This window comes from Nonomuraea sp. NPDC049152 (genome assembly GCF_040648355.1).
GTDB lineage: Bacteria > Actinomycetota > Actinomycetes > Streptosporangiales > Streptosporangiaceae > Nonomuraea.
In genome coordinates this window covers 279,653-295,949 of sequence record NZ_JBEZDO010000009.1, presented here as the reverse complement: position 1 = coordinate 295,949, position 16,297 = coordinate 279,653, and the positions used below count along the sequence as shown (strand labels likewise).

Sequence of the window (16,297 nt, the reverse complement as noted above, 5' to 3'; positions counted from 1 at the left end):
CGCGACCTCCTCCGGCTCGCGATCGGCGTTGGCCTTCGGGCTGAACGGTCAGCCGCTCTCCCGCCAGCCCTCGCGCTCCTCCACCAGCGCGTCGACCTGGGGCAGGTGTTCCTCGTCGAGCCCTTCGACCACGACGAGCCACTGCGCGTCCTCGGCGTCGTCCTCGCCCGCGAGCGTCTCCTTGACCACGGACGGCACGCTGAGCCGGGGAAACCACTCGGCCAGCGTCTCGGCGACCTCTTCGGCGTCGTCCCGCTCGGCGAACACCAGCAACTGCCTCATGGGCGAAAAGCCTAGGGCGCGGCCCCGCTTCCTCGTTCACCGGGCGTGAGCGGCGTAGATTGCTACCGTAGACGTATGACGGCCGAAGCGGTGATCCCGGAGATGAAGCCTCCCTCGCTGCCCGACTGGGTCTTTCCTCCGCCAGAGGGATTCGTCGCGGAGGATCTCGATCACATTCCGGAATTGCCTGCGCACACGGAGTTGATCGACGGAAGCTTGGTCTTCGTGAGTCCACAGGCCTCCTTCCACATGCGCATGCTCTCCCTCCTCGAGTTCGAGCTACGACGGCAGGCTCCGGGCACGTTCAAGGTGCGCAGAGAGATGAGCGTCGTCCTCGGCCCGAGCCAACGCCCTGAGCCTGATGTGAGCGTCATTCACGCCGACGCGGCACACGGCGACGAGACCTACTACCAAGCAGCCGACGTGCTGCTCTCCGTGGAGGTGGTTTCTCCGGAATCACGCGTGCGTGATCGCCACCGTAAGCCGCAGCTCTACGCGGAAGCGGGCATCAAGCACTTCTGGCGCGTCGAGAACGACACGGATCGCCCCGTCGTCTACGTCTACGAGCTCGACCCCGCCACCGCCGCCTACGCGCTCACCGGCATCCACCACGACAGGCTGAAGCTCACCGTGCCGTTCGACCTCGACATCGACCTCGCCGAGATCGACAGTCTCTGACGGTCGGCCAGACACGCCGAAGGGGCCCGAGGTGATCCTCGGGCCCCTTCGGCGTCTCAGGGCCTTATACCCCGCGCAGCTGTGCGCCGACGCGGTCGGCGGCCATCGCGACCGCCGCGTCACGGGCGGCGGTGGTCTCCTCCACCGTCAGCGTGCGGTCGGCCGCGCGGAAGCGCAGCGTGTAGGCCAGCGACTTGTTGCCCTCGCCCGCCTGCGCGCCGGTGTAGACGTCGAACAGCCGCACCGACTCCAGCAGCTCGCCCGCGCCGTCACGCAGCGCCGCCTCCACGTCCGCGACGGGAGTCCAGTCGGGGACGATCAGCGCGACGTCCTGGGTGGCGATCGGGTAGGAGGAGACGGAGGGAGCCTCGACCGGGCCTGGCATGGCCTGCTCCAGCCGGGTGAGCTCCAGCTCCATGGCGCAGGTGCGCGGCGGCAGGCCGTACGCCTCGATCACCCTGGGGTGGAGCTCGCCCGCGTGGCCGACGAGCGCGTCGCCCACGTAGAGGGCGGCGCACCTGCCGGGGTGCCACGGCTCGTGCTGGTCGGCGACCACGGCCGGCTCCACGCGCGCCTCACCCGCCACCAGGCGGGCGGCCTGGACCGCGTCGGCCCACGTGGCCTGACGGCCCTTGCCCCACCAGCCGGAGCGCTCGAACTCGCCCGCCAGCACGACGGCGACCCGCTGCGGCTGCCTGGGCAGCGCGGACTCGATCGACTGGAGCTCCTCGGGCGAGGGCCGGTGGTCGACGCCGAGCACGGGCGCCTTGGCGGGCGCGCCCTCGGCGGGCCGGTAGACCAGGCCCGTCTCGAACAGCGCCACGTCGCCGAAGCCGCGGCCCACGTTGCGCACCAGGCTCTTGAGCAGGCCGGGCAGCAGCGTGGTGCGCAGCAGCGGCTCGTCCTCCGACAGCGGGTTGGCCAGCCGTACGGCACGGCGGCGCTCGTCGCCGGCGGGCAGCTGCAGGTGGTCGAGGTCGCGCTCGCCGATGAACGGGTATGCCAGCACCTCGACGTAGCCGGCGGCCGCCAGCGCGCGGCCGACCCGCCTGTGCAGGCGCTGCCCCTCGGTCAGGCCCGCGCCCGCGGGCGCCTTGGGCAGGATCGGGGGCAGGTCGGCGTAGCCCTCGAGCCTGATGACCTCTTCGGCCAGGTCGTTGGGGTCGGTGAGGTCGGGACGCCACGACGGCGGCGTCACCGTGATCATGTCGTCGCCGGTCACCGCAAGCAGCCCGTCGGTGTCGCCGCCGGACACCACGCCGGTGGGGTCGACGCCGCCGCGCTGCGGCGCCGGGTCGGCGCCCGCCACGACCCGGCAGCCCACCTGCTCCAGGCGGGTGACGACCGTCTCGCGGGAGTACGGCACGCCGGCCACGTCGCCGGGGTGAGAGGTCGGAATCGCGATCCGCACGGGCGAGACCTCGGTCTGGGCGTGCGTGACGCCGGGAACCGCCGTGGCCGCGCCGAGCGAGGTCAGCAGCTGCACCGCCCGCCACGAGGCGACCAGCGGCAGCTCGCGGTCGACGCCGCGCTCGAAGCGCTTGGACGCCTCCGACACCAGGTTGTGCCTGCGGGACATGCGGGCCGTGCCGGTGGCGGAGAAGTGGGCCGCCTCGATCACGATGTCGGTCGAGTCGTCGGAGATCTCGGTGTGCAGGCCGCCCATGGTGCCCGCCATCGAGATCGCGCCCGAGCCGTCGGTGATCAGGATGTCGTCGTGGTTGAGCTTGCGGACGACGTGGTCGAGCGTCTCCAGCGTCTCGCCCTGGGCCGCCCGCCGTACGACGATCTCGCCGGTCAGCTTCGAGCGGTCGAAGGCGTGCAGCGGCTGGCCGAGCTCCAGCATCACGTAGTTGGTGACGTCGACGGCCAGCGAGACGGGCCGCATACCCGCCCTGGTGAGCCTGGTCCGCATCCACAGCGGGCTGGGCGCCGAAGGGTCGAAGTCGCGCACCTCGCGCAGCACGAACCTGTCGCACGCGGTCGGGTCGCCGATGGAGGCCGGGTAGGACGGCTCGGTGTCGGCGGGCAGCTCGACGGCCGCGGGGTCGTGGAAGGCGACGCCGAAGGCGGTGGCCGCCTCGCGCGCCACGCCCCTGATCGACAGGGCGTAGCCGATGTCGGGGGTGATCTCCAGCTCGAGCACGTCGTCGCGCAGGCCGAGCAGCTCCACCACGTCGGTGCCGATCGGGGTGTCCTTGGGCAGGACCATGATGCCGTCGTGGTCGTCGCCCAGGCCGAGCTCGCGCTCGGAGCAGATCATGCCCTCGGACAGGCGGCCGTAGGTCTTGCGGGCGCCGACCTCGAAGCCGCCTGGCAGCACGCCGCCTGGCAGCACGACGGGCACGCGGTCGCCGGCCACGAAGTTGGTGGCGCCGCAGACGATCTGGCGCGGCTCGGCCTCGCCGACCTCGACCATGCAGTGGCGGATCGGCTTCTTGAAGCCGGAAAGCTCCTCGACCGTGAGCACCTCGCCGACGACGACGTTCTTCACGTCGTGGCCGTGGGAGGTGATGCTCTCGAGCTTGAGGCCGGCGGCGGTGAGCTTGTCCGCCACCTCGTGCGCGGTGACGGCGGGGAGGTCGACGTGCTCCCGCAGCCAGGAAAGCGGGACCTTCATCAGATCTCCATTCCGAACGGGAGGGTGAAGCGGACGTCGCCCTCGACCATGTCACGCATGTCTTCGGCGTTGTGGCGGAACATCAGCGTCCGCTCGATGCCCATGCCGAAGGCGAAGCCGGAGTACTTGCGCGGGTCGACGCCGCAGGCGACGAGCACGCGCGGGTTGACCATGCCGCAGCCGCCCCACTCGATCCAGCCCTCCGACTTGCAGGTGCGGCACGGCGGGTTGCCGGGGACGGCGGAGGCGCCCCTGCACACGAAGCACTTCAGGTCCATCTCGGCCGAAGGCTCGGTGAAGGGGAAGTAGTTGGGCCTGAACCTGGTGGTGATGCCCTCGCCGAACATGACCTCGGCGAACCTGTCGAGCGTGCCCTTCAGGTGGGCCATCGTCAGCCCCTCGTCGATCGCCAGGCCCTCGACCTGGTGGAAGACGGGGGTGTGGGTGGCGTCGAGCTCGTCGGTGCGGAACACCTTGCCAGGCGAGACGACGTAGACCGGCACGCCCCGCTGCAGCAGCGCCCTGATCTGCACCGGCGAGGTCTGGGTGCGCATCACCTTGCCCGAGTCGGTGGACTCCACGAAGAAGGTGTCGTGGTCGGAGCGGGCGGGGTGGTCGGTGGCGATGTTGAGCGCGTCGAAGTTGAACCACTCGCCTTCGAGCTCGGGACCTTCGGCGACCTCGTAGCCCATCGCGACGAAGGTGTCGGCGATGCGCTCCTGCATGGTGGTCAGGGGGTGGCGGGCGCCCCTGGGGGCCCGGTCCCACGGCAGCGTGACGTCGACGGTCTCCTCGACGAGGACGCGGGCGTCGCGCTCGGCCTCCAGCTCGCCCTGACGCGCGGCGAGGGCCTCGTTGATCGCCTTGCGGGCGCCGCCGATGCGCTTGCCCGCCTCGGCGCGGGCCGCTGGCGGCAGGGCGCCGATCTCGCGGTTGGCCAGCGCGATCGGCGAGCGGTCTCCGGCGTGCGCGAGGCGCACCTGCTTGAGTGCGTCGAGGTCGCCCGCGGTCTTGATCGCGGCGACGGCGTCGGCCTCCATGCGCGCCAGCTCGTCGGCGTGCAGAGGGGTGACCTCGACGGGGTCGTAGTCAGACAAGAGAGAGCTCCGTATCCAGGGCTTGAGCGGACCCGAGTCTAGTCGGATCGGCAGGAAGGGTCGTGCGCGGCGACGCCCGCCTGCGGAATTCGGGAGGTCGCGCGCCGCGCCTGTGGGAAAGCCCGTCGGGTCCTTGCTCGCCGTACGTCAGGCGAAGTCGGGGGTCCCGGCGGGCATGGTAAATCGGAACTCAGCCCCGCCCTCGGGCGCCCGCTGCACGGTGATCGTGCCGCCGTGGGCCTCGACCAGGCCCTTCACGATGAACAGGCCCAGGCCCGTGCCGCCGCTCCTGCGGCTGTTGCCGCGCCAGAACTGCCTGAACACGCGCGGAGCCAGCTCGGGCGCGACGCCCTCGCCCTGGTCTCGCACGGACACGGCAACTCCCCAGCCGACGGATTCGATGTCGATCGTGACGGTGCCCCTGCCGTGGCGCACCGCGTTCTCCACCAGGTTACCGAGAATCTGGTCGATCTTGTCGCCGTCGAGCCACATCTCGGGCAGGTCGCCGGCGACCGACAGCCTGAAGCGGTCCTCGGGCTCGCCCGCCGCGACCCTTCCCGCGATGATCCTGCGAGCGCGGGCGGGCAGGTCGACGACGGCCCTGTGGACCTCCAGCCGTCCCGACTCGATCCGCGAGACGTCGAGCAGCTCGGTGATCAGCCTGGTCACCCTGTCGGCGTCGTTGTTGACCGTCTCGAGCATCACGAGCTTCTGCTCTTCGGTGAAGCGCGACCACTTGGCCAGCAGCGTCGCGGTGAACCCCTTGACGCTGGTGAGCGGCGAGCGCAGCTCGTGGGCGACCGTGGAGACCAGGTCGGCGCGGCTGCGCTCCAGCCTGGCCCTGGCGCCGCCGTCCCTCAGCGTGATGGTGACGCGCACGACGTCGCCGCCGCGCTCGGGCTCGCGCACCAGCCTGGCCGACACGTGCAGCTCCTGGCCGCCGGGCAGGTGCAGCGGCCGCTCGGGCACCCTGGTCCTGGTGCGCAGGCCGCCGTCGGGGTCGAGGCACTTCCACCACTCGCGGCCGTCGTGGTCGCGGAAGGGGAACACCTCGTTGACGTCACCGCCGACCGCGCGCTCGCTGCTGACGCCGGTGAGCCTGGCCGCGGCCCTGTTGACGGCGAGGACCGTGCCGAAGCGGTCGGTCACGATGAGGCCGTCGGGAAGGTCGTCGATCGGCACCGTGCACGCCGGATCGGCCGCTCGCCAACCGGTATCTTCGCCCTGCACGAACCCCGCCTCCTCGACCTACAAGGCCGACAATAGCGGGTTTCCCGCGCCTGAGGGCACCCGCGCGCACGCCGCGATCCCCTGTACGGCACCGGTTTCCGCCGCCTGGTGGCCCGGTCGCCGGGCGGTGGTCAGCCGTTCCGCTGGGCCCTGGCCGAGGCGTACAGGCACACCGCCGCGGCCGTCGCCAGGTTGAGGCTCTCGGCCTGCCCGTAGATCGGCACCCGGACCACGTCGTCGGTGAGCGCCAGGATGTCCTCCGGCAGCCCCCACGCCTCGTTGCCGAACACCCAGGCCGTCGGGCCCGACAGGTCGACGTCGTCCAGCGTGTGCTTGCCCGCCCCGTCGGCCGCCAGGACTCGCAGCCCGCTGTCCTTCAACCGCCGCACGGCCTGCGCGACCGGCGAGCCGATCGCCACGGGCAGGTGGAACAGGCTGCCCGCGCTGGCTCGGACGCACTTGCCGTTGTAGGGGTCGACAGAGGCGTCGGTGAACACCACGGAGTCGGCGCCCGCCGCGTCGGCCGTGCGCATCACGGTGCCCGCGTTCCCTGGGTCGCGCACGTGCGCGAGCATCGCCACCAGCCGCGCCCCGTCGGTGACGGCCTCCTCCAGCGGAGTGTGCACGAACCTGCAGACCGCCACCAGGCCCTGCGGCGTCACCGTCTGGGCGAGCTCGGCCATCACCTCGCCGCTGGCCCGCTGGACCGGGGCGCCCTTGAGCGTGGCCTCGCTGATGAGGTCGCCGTGGCGTAGTTCGGCCTCGGCGGTGGTGAACAGTTCGACGACGACGTCGTCCAGCTTGAGCGCCTCGCGCACGGCCTGGGGTCCTTCGGCGAGGAACTTGCGGTCCTGGTCCCTGAAGGCGCGCTTGGTGAGCCGGCGCGCGGCTTTCACCCGCGGCGCCTTCACGTTGGTCAGCTCGGATCCCGCCATGCTCCAGTCCCCCACTCGTCGAACGCTCGTGCCCCGCACGAGCCATTGTCCAGCCCCCACGGCCCGTTCCCGACCACTTCGAGCATCCTGAGGGGCCTTCTGCCGACGATCGTCACGGCGCCTGGGCAGCCCGCGGAGGCGTGTGACGCCTCCGCGTGGGGGCGCCGCCCGCGTGGGCCGCTACAAGGGCGGAGCGGCCGGGCAAACGAAAACGGGCCCACCGACGAGGCGGTGGGCCCGTGAAAGACCGTGTGGAACGATCAGCCCGCAGCCGGAGCGTTCACGTTCGCCGGCAGGGCCTTCTTGGCGGCCTCGACCAGCGTCGCGAAGGTCTGGCTGTCGTTGACCGCCAGGTCGGCGAGGATCTTGCGGTCGACCTCGATGTTGGCCAGACGCAGACCCTGGATCAGGCGGTTGTAGGTGATGCCGTTCTGACGGGCCGCCGCGTTGATCCGCTGGATCCACAGGCGGCGGAAGGCGCCCTTGCGGTCCTTGCGGTCACGGTAGGCGTAGGTCATCGAGTGGAGCATCTGCTCCTTGGCCTTGCGGTACAGCCTGGACCGCTGGCCACGGTAACCGCTCGCCCGCTCGAGGACGACCCTGCGCTTCTTCTTGGCGTTGAGCGCCCGCTTCACGCGTGCCATGTTCTATCTCCCCGGGACTTGCGCTACTTAGCGAGCAGCTTCTTGATCTTCTTGGAGTCAGCGTCGGAAACGACGACATCATTCTTGAGACGGCGCGTCAGCGTGGACGACTTCCACTCGTTGTAGTGCGCGCGGCTGGCGCGACGGCGCTTGAGCTTGCCGGTGCCGGTAAGCCGGAACCGCTTCTTCGCACCGCTGTGCGTCTTCATCTTCGGCATCTCGCCGTCTCTCCTCAATTCGTCCGTGCCGACATCCCGGGCCGGTGCGGGCCGGCCCGGTTGCGGCTTGTTCCTCTGGCGCTGGCTGGGTTGCCTGTAAGGCTAACCCGAACTGCGGGTCACTCTTCCGGTACGGAAGGCTCCTCGTCGCCACGCTGGGCCTTGGCCGCTGCCTTTTCGGCCTTGGCCTCGGCCTTCTTCTTGTGCGGACCGATCACCATGATCATGTTACGGCCGTCCTGCTTCGGCTGGGACTCGACGAAGCCGAGCTCCGTGACGTCCTCCGCGAGCCTCTGCAGGAGCCTGAAGCCCAGTTCGGGACGCGACTGCTCACGCCCGCGGAACATGATCGTGACTTTGACCTTGTCTCCTGCCTTGAGGAACCGCACCACGTGACCCTTCTTGGTCTCGTAGTCGTGCGGGTCGATCTTCGGCCGGAGCTTGATCTCCTTGATGATCGTGTGCGCCTGATTCTTGCGCGCCTCGCGCGCCTTCATCGCGGACTCGTACTTGAACTTGCCGTAGTCCATGAGCTTGCACACGGGCGGACGAGCCGTGGCCGCGACCTCGACCAGATCGAGGTCGGCCTCCTGGGCGAGCTTCAGGGCATCGTGGATGGAGACGATGCCGACCTGCTCACCGTTGGGGCCGACGAGGCGGACCTCGGGCACACGGATGCGCTCGTTGATGCGGGGCTCAGTGCTGATGGGGCCTCCTAGGTTGCGATCCCTACGCGCTCGATCGTGCCGGGCATCCGCGCGCGTGTAAACGCGAAAATGCCCCGCACGTCGCGCATGCGGGGCCACTGAGCTCGGCGGCTCAATGGCCGTAAGCTCCCCGGAGTAAGTCCGGCGTGATCCTGGACCTGGACGCCTCACGGCGACTCAGGTGGGAGGGAGACCTCCGCTTGCGCGTCCAGCAGGCATGCCGGACCGATCAGGGAGCTACGTTACCACAACCACGAGACTTCTTCGAATCATCCCGTCGCCGAGGCCGTTTTCCCGGTCCCTCGCGAACGGGCTCAGCGGAGGGTGGCGCGTCTGAGGATCTCGGCCTCGCCCGCCGCGCGCATCGCCTCCACCGGCACGTCCGCGCGCCCTGTCATCAGCTCCACCTGCCGCACCGCCTGGTGGAGCAGCATCGCGAACCCCCCGACCACCTTTCCGCCCTCCGCCTCGACCGCGGCGGCCAGGCGCGTCGGCCACGGCGCGTAGACGACGTCGAACAGCGCGGGCGCCCGCGCCACCTGCCCCGCGAACGCGTCGGCGGCGCCCCCCGGCAGCGTGGAGATCACCAGGTCGACGTCGAGGAGCGCGTCGAGCTTGTCGAACGTCTCGACCGCCGGCGCGACCCCGAGCCGCTCGGCCACCTCGACCGTCTCCCCCGCCCTCGCGGGATCGCGCACGACGAGCGTGGCGCTGCCGGTGCCGAGATTCCGCAGCGCGGCCAGCGCCGAGGCGGCGGTGGCACCGCCGCCGAGCACCAGCGCCGAGCCTGGCGCGGGGATGCCCGCCTCGGCCAGCGCCTGCTCGATCCCGTAGACGTCGGTGTTGTCACCGTGCCTGGCGCCGCCGGCGAACACCACCGTGTTGGCGCCGCCGACCGCGACGGCCAGGTCGGAGACGGTGTCGAGCAGCGGGAGCACGGCGCGTTTGAGCGGCATCGTCAGCGACAGCCCGGCCCAGTCGGCGGCGTCGAGCATGGCGGGCAGGCCCGCCTCGTCGCACTCGTGCGCCTCGTAGGTCCACCCGGTCAGGCCCATGGCCGCGTAGGCCGCCCTGTGCAGGAAGGGTGAGAGCGAGTGCGTGATCGGTGCGCCCAGCACCGCCGCCCGTCCCGTGGTCCGCACACGTGCTCCTTCCATCGCGTCCTGGTGTCTCCAGGACACCATCCTCCCGTACGGCAAGCCCGCCCAAGCGCCACCCCGGGCACGTGGCCGGGCTCCGTCCAGGGATACGCGCGTGGCCGGCCGCCCCGACGGAAGGCGAGAGCCGGGCGATGTCGCCCGGAGGCGACACCGTCCCGAAGCCGGGCTCACCCGCCGCCGCTGCGCTCGAACTCCTGCTTCAGCTTCCAGAACTCGGCCTCGCTGGCGGTGAACTTCGTGACCCTGTTCTTGGGATCGGTCGTCACGAAGAACCTGTAGCCCTCGTCGCTCGGGTTGAGCGCCGCCTCGATCGCGTGCTCGCCGGGGTTGCTGATCGGGCCCGGCGGCAGCCCCTGGTACATGTACGTGTTGTACTTCGACTTGGTCTCCAGGTCGGCGTGCGAGGCGGAGATGCCGTACTTGCCGAGCGCGTACATGACCGTGCTGTCCATCTGGAGCTTCATGGGCGGCTTGAGCGCGAGCCTGTTGTAGATCACCTCGGCGATCTTCGGCATGTCCTCGTAGTTGCCCGCCTCGGCCTGCACGATGCTGGCGACCGTCATGATCTGCGCGGGGCTGTAGCCGAGCTGCTTGGCCGCGTCCTCCAGGTTCGTCGAGCCCGCCGCCTGCGTGTAGCGGTCGACCATCTGGGTGAGCATCTGGGTGGGAGTGGCGTTCGGCTCGAACTCGTAGGTCGCGGGGAAGGCGTAGCCCTCCAGGCCCTTGGCGTAGGGAGGCAGGCCGATGCCCGCCTTGTCCTTGGCCGCTTCGACGAAGTCCTTCCGCGGCTTCTTGGTCTGCTTGGCCAGGATGTCGAAGACCTCGGTGAGCCGTTTGCCTTCCTTGATCAGGATGGTGTTCTGCAGCTTCTTGCCGGACACGAGCACGTCGACGGCGGCGGCGGCGGACATGCCCTTCTTGAGCGTGAACTGGCCCGGCCGCAGCGCCGAGCTCTTGCCCGCGGCGGCGATGGCGTTGGTGAAGGCCCGCTCGCTGGCCACCACGCCCTGGGCCTGCAGGGTCTTGGCCACGTCGGCGGCCGTCTGGCCCTCCTTGACCTGGACCACCACTTCGGTGGTGCCCGGCCCCTTGAAGTCGTCGGGCACCAGGGCGTCACTGAGCCACAGGTAGCCGTAGTAGCCGCCACCGCCGATGATGCCCACCAGGACGATCACGGCGAGCAGCGGGGCGAGGAAGCCGCCGCGGTTGCGGCGCCTACGCCGGCGGCGGCCACGGCCCATCTTGCCGGAACCACGAGAGCGGCCCTTGGCCCGACCTTCGTCGTCCTCGGCGCCTAGCAGAAAGTCCATATCGAGATCGTTCATAGATGCGGTGGCCAATCTCCCGGTACGGACGGCCTGGCGTCAAGGGGGAGCGCCAAACCGGTGGGGGTTACCGAGCCGAACGAGGGGATCCGCCAGCCTTGAGCCGGTGACCAGCGGTTATCACGATGGGTAGCCATGCTAGGGGATGCGGGAAGCGCGAGCGCGCCCGCCCCTGCCCTGGGCCTCGGCGGGACTAAGAGGGTCCCGAAGAGCATCAATGTGTCCCGAGGTAGTCGTTCAACTCTTCCCGGTATCTCACGAACTCACTCTCTTTGTCGGTGAATTTCGTGATTCTATGCTCCGGGTTGGTTGTGACAAACCAGTTCCAGTGTCCCTTGGCGGGGTTGAGCGCCGCCAGCAGCGCCTTCTCCCCCGGATTGGCGATCGGCCCAGGGGGCAGCCCCTTGTGCCGGTAGGTGTTGTACCGCGAGCGCACCTTGGTGTCCTTGTGTGACACCTTCAGCGTCCGCCGGTTCAGCGCGTACGTGACGGTGGCGTCGAGCTGGAGCGGGGTGCCGCCCCTGAGCCTGTTGTAGATCACTCTAGCGATCTTCGGATAGTCGCCGTCCCTGCCGCCCTCGGCCTGGACCAGGCTGGCCACGGTGACGGCCTCCAGGGGCGTGAGCTTGACCGCGGCGGCGCGCGACTCGAGCGCGATGCTCTCGGCCTCCTGCTTGAAGCGGGTGACCATCCGCCGCAGCAGGTCCGCCGCCGTGGTGCCCGGCTCGACCTCGTAGGTCGCCGGATACAGGAAGCCTTCGAGGCCGGGCGCGTAGGCGGGCAGGCCGAGCGTCGGCACAGGGGCGTTCTGGAAGTCCTTGAGCGGGATGCCCGACTGCTTGGCCAGGTGCGGCAGCGCCTCGGCCAGCCGCATGCCGTCCGGCAGCGTGACCCGTTTGACCACCCGCGAGCTGGGAGCCAGCAGCAGATCGAGCGCCGCTCCCGCGGCCATCCCCTTGCGCAGCAGGTAGGACCCCGGGTACAGGCTGGCCGCCTTGGAACGTTCCTTCGCGATGTTGCTGAACGACCTGGCGCTCGCGACCACGCCCGCGTCGGCCAGGAGCGCGCCGATGTCGCCCGCGCTGGCTCCCGGATTGATCCGGACGGTGACCGAGCCCGCGCCCGACCCGTCGAAGTCGTCGGGCATGACGTACGGCTTCAGCACCACGAAGCCCGCGGCGCCGAGTGCCAGCACCGAGGCCGCCGCGCCGCCCGCCAGCACTCCCGCCTTGCGCAACGCCTTGTCCCTGCCGTCCCTGCTGTCCCTCGAGTCCCTGCCGTCCCTGCCGCGGAAGACGAGCTCGTCCTCCGCCACGAGGGGGATCACCCTGCCCGCGGCGGGCAGATCGGGACCTTCTCCACCGGATTCGCCCTCGCCCTCGGCGGGCCTGGCGAAGGGGATGACCTCGGCCAGCGACTCCCCGTCGTCGTCGCCGCCAGGCCCTTCGGCGGAAGGCAGCTCGGCGACCGGCAGCGGAGCGGTGTCGTCCAGGGAGTAGCCAGGCGTCGAGCCCGGCCCCTCGTCCTCCGGCCCGCTCACCTGACAGCCCCGCCGTCCGCCCCCGTGGGCGGATCGACGGGTCTGCCTGGTGGTCTGTCCGTGGCTCTCTCCGCGTCGAGGGCGTCCTGCAGCAGCACGACGGCCGCCGCCTGGTCCACGACGGAGCGCTGCTTCTTGGCCTTGACGCCGCTGGCCCGCAGCGACTGCTGGGCGGCGACCGTGGTCAGCCGCTCGTCGAACAGCCGCACGGGCACGGGCGCCAGCCGTACGGCGAGGTCGACGGCGAAGGAGCGCGCCAGCGCCGCGGCCTGGCCCTCACGCCCCGACAGCGACGTGGGCAGCCCCACGATCACCTCGATCGCCGCGTGCTCGTCGGCCAGGGCGGCGATGCGGTCGAGGTCTCCCGCACCGCGCCTGACGGTTTCCACCGGAGTGGCCAGCATCCCCGAGGGGTCGCTGCGGGCCACTCCGATGCGTACCGACCCGACGTCGACGCCGAGTCGCGCGCCGAACCTCATGTCAGGCGAGCTGCCCCGCGATGGCCTCATCGACCATGCGCAACGCCTCGTCGATCGCCTCGGGACGGGTACCCCCGCCCTGAGCGACATCGTCCTTGCCGCCACCGCCACCCCCAAGCGCCTTGGCGGCGACGCCGACCAGTCTCCCGGCCTTGAGCCCCCGCTCACGCCCCGCCTCGTTGACCGCGGCAACCACCACAGGCCGGTCAGACGGAACGCCGGCGAGCACGACGACCGCCGGACGGTCGCCAGGGAACCTGCCGCGCACGTCAAGCGCGAGCTTACGCAGATCATCCGGCCCGGTGCCATCAGGCGCGCGGTGCGTGACGACGGATACTCCGTGCAGGTCATGGGCCTGCGCGGCAAGATCGCCGGCGATCTGGAGCACCTGGGCGGAGCGCAGCTTCTCCAGGTCCTTCTCCGCCGTGCGCAACCGGGAGACGATGCCCTCGATGCGCTCGGGCAGCTCCTCGCGGCGCACCTTGAGCTGCTCGGTCACCTGGGCGACCAGCAGCGACTCGCGGGCCAGGAAGCGGAAGGCGTCGATGCCGACCAGCGCCTCGACACGGCGCACGCCCGCGCCGACCGACTGCTCGCCCAGCACCTTGACCAGGCCGAGCTGGCCGGAGGAGTGGACGTGGGTGCCGCCGCACAGTTCGCGGGAGTAGTCGCCGATCTCCACGACGCGGACCTCGTCGCCGTACTTCTCGCCGAACATGGCCAGCGCGCCCATCGCCCTGGCCTCGGCCTGGGAGGTGTAGAAGGCGTTGACCTTGAGGTCGTTGATAAGGACCGCGTTGACCTCGTCCTCGACGTCGCGCAGCATGCTCGGCGCGACCGCGCCCGCGGCGGTGAAGTCGAAGCGGAAGCGGCCGGGAGAGTTCTCCGAGCCCGCCTGCGCGGCCGACTCGCCGAGGGCGTTCTTGAAGCCGCGGTGCACCAGGTGGGTGGCGCTGTGGCTGCGCGAGATCGCCTTGCGGCGCTCGACGTCGACCTCGGCCTGCACCTCGTCGCCCACGCGCAGCTCGCCCGAGCGGATCTTGCCCCTGTGGACGACCAGGCCCTTGATCGGCGACTGGACGTCGAGCACGTCGACCTGCGCGCCCGAGGTGCGCAGCACGCCCTGGTCGGCGAGCTGGCCGCCGCCCTCGGCGTAGAAGGGGGTACGGCCCAGCACGACCTCGACGCTCGTGCCCGCGCCCGCGACGGGCACCGAGGCGCCGTCGACGAGGATGCCGACCACGCTGGACTCCGCGGTGGTCAGGTCGTAGCCGAGGAACTCGACCGTGCCGGCCTTCTCCAGCAGCTGGCCGAAGACGGAGATGTCGGCGTTGCCGGTCTTCTTGGCCGCCGCGTCGGCCTTGGCGCGCTCGCGCTGCTCCTTCATCAGGCGGCGGAAGCCCTCTTCGTCCACCTTGAGACCCTGCTCGGCCGCCATCTCCAGGGTGAGGTCGATGGGGAAGCCGTAGGTGTCGTGGAGCTGGAAGGCCTGGTCGCCGGAGAGCGTGCCGCCGGACTTGCGCTTGGTCTCCTCGACGGCCACGTCGAAGATGGCGGTGCCGGTGCGCAGCGTGCCGAGGAAGGAGGCCTCCTCGGCGTCGATGACCCCGTGGATCTGCGGCGCGTCGTTCTTCAGCTCGGGGTACTGCTCGCCCATGACGTCGATCGCGACCGAGGTCAGCTCGTGCATGTAGCGCTCCTCGCCCGAGCCGAGCAGGCGCAGGTTGCGGATGGAGCGGCGCAGGATGCGGCGCAGCACGTAGCCGCGGCCCTCGTTGCTCGGCGCGACCCCGTCGGCGACCAGCATGGTGCCGGTGCGGACGTGGTCGGCGACCACGCGCAGGCTGACGTCGGCACGCGGGTCGCGGCCGTAGCGCGCCCTGGTGAGCTCGGCGGCCTTGTCGAGGATCTTGTAGGTGGTGTCGATCTCGTAGATGTTGTCGACGCCCTGCAGGATCGCCGCCATGCGCTCGAGGCCCATGCCGGTGTCGATGTTCTTGGCCGGGAGCTCGCCCGCGATGTCGAAGTCGGTCTTGCTGCGGACCACGCCGAGCTGGTCCTGCATGAAGACGTTGTTCCAGACCTCGAGGTAGCGGTTCTCGTCGGCGATGGGCCCGCCCTCGCGGCCGTACTCGGGACCGCGGTCGTAGTAGATCTCTGAGCAGGGACCGCCGGGACCCGGCACGCCCATGCTCCAGTAGTTGTCCTCCAGGCCGCGGCGCTGGATGCGGTCGGCGGGAACGCCGACCTTGTTGTGCCAGATGTCGTAGGCCTCGTCGTCGTCGAGGTAGACCGTCGCCCAGAGCCTGTCCTCGGGGAATCCGAAGCCGCCCTCGGACTCGGGCTTGGTCAGCAGCTCCCAGGCGTAGGGAATCGCCAGTTCCTTGAAGTAATCGCCGAAGGCGAAGTTACCGAGCATCTGGAAGAACGTCGCGTGCCTGGTGGTCTTGCCGACCTCGTCGATGTCAGGCGTGCGCACGCACTTCTGCACGCTTGCCAGCCGGGCCGCCGGAGGCTTGCGCTGCCCCAGGAAGTACGGCTTGAAGGGCACCATGCCCGCAGGCACCAGGAGCAGCGTCGGGTCCTCAGCGATCAGGCTGGCCGAGGGCACGACCTTGTGCCCACGCTCCTCGAAGAAGCGCAGGAAGCGGCGGGCGATCTCTGCCGACTCCATATCAGCGGCCATCCTTTGCGTTAGTTGGTTGTGTCAGGGTTGTCGAGCCCGAAGCGGGATCGCAACTCGATTTCGCGGTCGGCGGCCTCGCCGAGCGCGTCGGAGGTAAAGTCTCTCACCTGCAGCAGCAGCCCGCTTGCGCCGTCGGCGGCTCTGCGCGCCACGTGGTCGGGTTTGAGCGCCTGCAGCTTGCGCATCACCCAGACGGCGCCGAACGCGCCGAGCGCCATGTAGAACAGCCGCCTGATCATCGCCGCCGCCTGCTGCGCGGGTGCTTGCGGGACTCGATGGCCCTGCGCACGCCGTGGCTGAGAGCGGAGACCCTGATCAGCGGGCCGGTGAAGATGGTCTGCGTGACGGCGCTGAGCTTGGCGGCGTGCCCGCTGACCTGCTTGACGTCCCTGGTGATGGCCTCGACGGCGACGAGCTGCCTGTTGGCCTCGTTGACCGTCATGCTCATGTCCTCCAGCAGCGGGACCACTCGCTCGTTGAGGTCGGCGACCAGCTTGGTGGTCTCCCTGAGCAGCCGCGCGAGCTTGACGAGCACCATGGCGAGAAAGCAGACGAGGATCGCCCAGGCCATGGCGACGATCAGCCCGGCCAGTTCTCCTGCGGTCAGCATCAGCGGATCCGTCCCCGTCGGCGTCGTGGAATGGAGAAGACCCTATCGTGCCTGATACCACGCGACGGCCTGCCGGCGGCATGTCG

At 70.2% G+C, this 16,297-nt stretch carries 16 protein-coding genes; 1 reads left to right on the top strand and 15 read right to left on the bottom strand.

The window, feature by feature from the left end; genetic code table 11:
* Positions 1-48: 48 nt before the first annotated feature.
* On the bottom strand, positions 49-282 hold the full coding sequence (locus AB0B45_RS19380; RefSeq protein WP_358132187.1) for a hypothetical protein: 234 nt from the start codon (positions 280-282) through the stop codon (positions 49-51).
* A 75-nt stretch (positions 283-357) separates the two neighbouring features.
* On the opposite strand from AB0B45_RS19380, the gene AB0B45_RS19375 reads away from it, so the two are divergent.
* The gene (locus AB0B45_RS19375) at positions 358-960 is read left to right on the top strand and encodes a Uma2 family endonuclease (protein WP_358132186.1); all 603 of its coding nucleotides are present in this window, start codon (positions 358-360) and stop codon (positions 958-960) included.
* 64 nt (positions 961-1,024) lie between these two features.
* Here the strand turns inward: AB0B45_RS19375 and AB0B45_RS19370 are convergent, their stop codons facing one another.
* From AB0B45_RS19370 to AB0B45_RS19305, 14 genes are all read right to left on the bottom strand, one after another.
* Positions 1,025-3,580 (bottom strand): phenylalanine--tRNA ligase subunit beta, encoded by a 2,556-nt coding sequence (locus AB0B45_RS19370; RefSeq protein WP_358132185.1) that lies wholly within the window; start codon positions 3,578-3,580, stop codon positions 1,025-1,027.
* Positions 3,580-4,620 (bottom strand): phenylalanine--tRNA ligase subunit alpha, encoded by a 1,041-nt coding sequence (gene pheS / locus AB0B45_RS19365; protein ID WP_358132230.1) that lies wholly within the window; start codon positions 4,618-4,620, stop codon positions 3,580-3,582. Before pheS ends, AB0B45_RS19370 begins: the two co-directional genes overlap by 1 nt.
* 204 nt (positions 4,621-4,824) lie before the next feature.
* Positions 4,825-5,907, bottom strand: a complete 1,083-nt coding sequence (locus AB0B45_RS19360; RefSeq protein ID WP_358132183.1) for an ATP-binding protein — start codon at positions 5,905-5,907, stop codon at positions 4,825-4,827.
* A gap of 131 nt (positions 5,908-6,038) precedes the next feature.
* Entirely contained in the window at positions 6,039-6,842 is an 804-nt protein-coding gene (locus tag AB0B45_RS19355) for an RNA methyltransferase (protein ID WP_358132182.1), read from the bottom strand.
* Positions 6,843-7,102: 260 nt separating this feature from the next.
* Positions 7,103-7,486: a 50S ribosomal protein L20 gene (gene rplT, locus AB0B45_RS19350; protein WP_354912075.1), complete on the bottom strand. Its 384-nt coding sequence runs from the start codon at positions 7,484-7,486 to the stop codon at positions 7,103-7,105.
* A 23-nt stretch (positions 7,487-7,509) separates the two neighbouring features.
* Positions 7,510-7,704 (bottom strand): 50S ribosomal protein L35, encoded by a 195-nt coding sequence (gene rpmI / locus AB0B45_RS19345; protein WP_183662139.1) that lies wholly within the window; start codon positions 7,702-7,704, stop codon positions 7,510-7,512.
* Positions 7,705-7,823: 119 nt separating this feature from the next.
* Entirely contained in the window at positions 7,824-8,411 is a 588-nt protein-coding gene (infC, locus tag AB0B45_RS19340; protein ID WP_358132228.1) for a translation initiation factor IF-3, read from the bottom strand.
* A gap of 314 nt (positions 8,412-8,725) precedes the next feature.
* Positions 8,726-9,553 carry a shikimate dehydrogenase gene (locus tag AB0B45_RS19335; protein WP_358132179.1) on the bottom strand — a complete coding sequence of 276 codons (828 nt, stop codon included), beginning with the start codon at positions 9,551-9,553 and terminating at the stop codon, positions 8,726-8,728.
* Between the two features lie 185 nt (positions 9,554-9,738).
* On the bottom strand, positions 9,739-10,881 hold the full coding sequence (gene mltG, locus AB0B45_RS19330) for an endolytic transglycosylase MltG (RefSeq protein WP_358132177.1): 1,143 nt from the start codon (positions 10,879-10,881) through the stop codon (positions 9,739-9,741).
* A gap of 229 nt (positions 10,882-11,110) precedes the next feature.
* Positions 11,111-12,436, bottom strand: a complete 1,326-nt coding sequence (gene mltG / locus AB0B45_RS19325; protein ID WP_358132176.1) for an endolytic transglycosylase MltG — start codon at positions 12,434-12,436, stop codon at positions 11,111-11,113.
* On the bottom strand, positions 12,433-12,915 hold the full coding sequence (gene ruvX / locus AB0B45_RS19320) for a Holliday junction resolvase RuvX (RefSeq protein ID WP_358132174.1): 483 nt from the start codon (positions 12,913-12,915) through the stop codon (positions 12,433-12,435). Before ruvX ends, mltG (AB0B45_RS19325) begins: the two co-directional genes overlap by 4 nt.
* 1 nt (position 12,916) lies before the next feature.
* Positions 12,917-15,589: an alanine--tRNA ligase gene (gene alaS, locus AB0B45_RS19315; protein WP_358132172.1), complete on the bottom strand. Its 2,673-nt coding sequence runs from the start codon at positions 15,587-15,589 to the stop codon at positions 12,917-12,919.
* 20 nt (positions 15,590-15,609) lie between these two features.
* On the bottom strand, positions 15,610-15,840 hold the full coding sequence (locus tag AB0B45_RS19310; RefSeq protein ID WP_358132170.1) for a hypothetical protein: 231 nt from the start codon (positions 15,838-15,840) through the stop codon (positions 15,610-15,612).
* A complete protein-coding gene (locus tag AB0B45_RS19305; protein ID WP_358132168.1) occupies positions 15,837-16,211 on the bottom strand; it encodes a DUF948 domain-containing protein in 375 nt (124 codons plus the stop codon). Before AB0B45_RS19305 ends, AB0B45_RS19310 begins: the two co-directional genes overlap by 4 nt.
* Positions 16,212-16,297: the final 86 nt, after the last annotated feature.